Annotated in this window: 2 protein-coding genes; one reads left to right on the plus strand and one right to left on the minus strand. The window is 41.8% G+C overall.

The annotated features are described in order from the left end of the window. The coding region (locus H6S82_RS30195) for an FkbM family methyltransferase (RefSeq protein WP_191057244.1) at nucleotides 1–536 on the plus strand (536 nt) is incomplete at its 5' end. 4 nt (nucleotides 537–540) lie between these two features. Here H6S82_RS30195 and H6S82_RS30200 read toward each other — a convergent pair. Further along, on the minus strand, nucleotides 541–2061 hold the full coding sequence (locus tag H6S82_RS30200) for a response regulator (RefSeq protein ID WP_190464330.1): 1521 nt from the start codon (nucleotides 2059–2061) through the stop codon (nucleotides 541–543). Between the last annotated feature and the right edge of the window lie 135 nt (nucleotides 2062–2196).

Genomic DNA, 2196 nt, shown 5'->3' on the forward strand with positions numbered 1-2196 from the left:
CGACGCTCTTCCGATCTCAAAATCTCTGCGCCAACTTAGCGCTTAATAGCATAACTAATACTTACTGTTACAATGTCGCTCTTGGCGATGCGATCGGCTCCGTCAAAGTGCCTGTACTCGATTATAACAGAGCGAATAATTTTGGCGGTATAGAGCTTGGCAGTCATATTGAAGGCGAGTTAGTTCAGGTGATAACTGTAGACAGCTTAAACTTGCCCTACTGTCGCCTGATTAAGTTAGACGTTGAAGGGATGGAATTGCAAGTTTTGCAAGGAGCGGTCAACACTATTAATAGGTTAAAGCCCATTCTCTATGTGGAGAACGATCGCTTAGAAAAAGCACTTTCTTTGCTCTCATATCTTCATTCTTTGGGCTACAAAATGTATTGGCATATAACTCCTTTATATAACCCAAACAACTATTTCCAAAATGCTGAAAACATTTTTGGTGACATTGTTTCCATGAATATATTGTGTTTGCATAGCAGTTCTAGTCTTACTGTCAGCGGACTTCAACCAGTGGAAATTCCCAACTAGAACTTCAGACGCATTTAAGCAAAGGCGATTTCTGAGCGCACTGCCGCACAGGAATCTCAATGATGAACTCTGTTCCTTGTCCGAGAGCGGAAACACATTTTAGAACGCCACTATGTTTTTGCACCACAATTTGGTAGCTAATAGATAACCCCAATCCTGTGCCAGAACCAATAGGTTTAGTAGTAAAAAAAGGGTCAAACAACCTACGGCATACCTCTTCTGTCATGCCGGGGCCGTTGTCAGAAATCCGAATCGACACTCGCTCAGGGTCAATCAATTTTGTATGAATGTGAATCGTGCTGGGATTCTCGATAACATCGGCCACAGATCGATGATAATCGTATTCCTTGAGAGCATCAAGGGCGTTGGCAATGATATTCATAAATACTTGGTTGAGTTGCCCAGCATAACACTCGACGAGCGGTAAGTCTCCGTACTCTTTGATCAGCTTAAGACTGGTATTGCCTACCATCTCCCTGATGCGACTCTCCAAAATCATAAGGGTATTCTCAATTCCCTCATGAATGTTGACTGGTTTCTTGTCTGCTTCATCCAAGCGAGAAAACTTACGAAGCGACAGGACAATTTCGCGGATACGTTCCGATCCAATCTTCATCGAAGCCAGCAATTTGGGCAGGTCTTCCATCAAAAACTCTAGCTCAATTTCCTCAATCTGCTCCTGAATTTCCTCTACTGGCGACGGATAGTGCTTAGCATATAAACTGAGGAGATAGAGTAGATCTTGAGTATAGTTTTTGGCGTGTTCGAGATTGCCGTAAATGAAGCTGACGGGATTGTTAATTTCGTGAGCGACACCAGCCACAAGCTGACCGAGACTGGACATTTTTTCGCTCTGAATAAGTTGAGTCTGAGTCTGTTGCAGTTCGCGAAAGGCTTGTTCTAGCTGTTGAGCTTGAGTTCGCAGTTGTGCTTCTGATTGCTGCAATGCCGCCTCTGTTGAACGACGCTCTTGAATCTCCTGTTTCAGCTGTTGATTAGTTTCGGAAAGTTCAGCAGTCCGTTCCTCCACCCGTCTTTCTAATTCAACTGTGAAGTTTAAAAGCATTTCCTCTGCTAAGACACGGTGTTCGATCTCCTGTTGCAGACGCACATTTTGGTCTTGGAGTTTTTTAGTCAAGTTCCGAATGTTTAGGTGAGTTCTAACACGAGCTAATACCTCTTCATGTTGAAACGGCTTGGTAATGTAATCTACTGCACCGAGATTCAATCCTTGGACTTTATCGATCGTCTCGGTAAGGGCTGTCATAAAAATTATGGGAATGTCTCTTGTTGATTCGTTATTTTTCAGGCGACGGCAAGTTTCAAATCCATCTATTCCCGGCATTAGCACATCCAAGAGAATCAGATCCGGCAGCGCATATTCAACCTTTTGGATAGCACTTTCACCATCTTGCGCCACTAACACTTTAAAGTTGGACTTTGCCAACAAATCGAAAAGCACTCCTAAATTAGTAGGGGTGTCATCTACTATTAAAATAATATTATTTTCATTTTTTATTTCCATTATTTAGTACCTTTTTTGTCCAAATTCCTAAAATTATTTGACCGTATAATTTAACTAATTTTACCTCACTTATTTAATTTGTGCAAATCAGGGTATGAATTTTTTCTAATAATTGCTCTGACGTATAGGGCTTTG

Source organism: Planktothrix sp. FACHB-1355, from assembly GCF_014748295.1.
GTDB lineage: Bacteria > Cyanobacteriota > Cyanobacteriia > Cyanobacteriales > Aerosakkonemataceae > Aerosakkonema > Aerosakkonema funiforme_A.

Excerpts from the sequence above, each read along its gene's own strand:
- H6S82_RS30200 (WP_190464330.1), bottom strand. The coding sequence starts at position 2,061 with ATGGAAATAAAAAATGAAAATAATATTATTTTAATAGTAGATGACACC.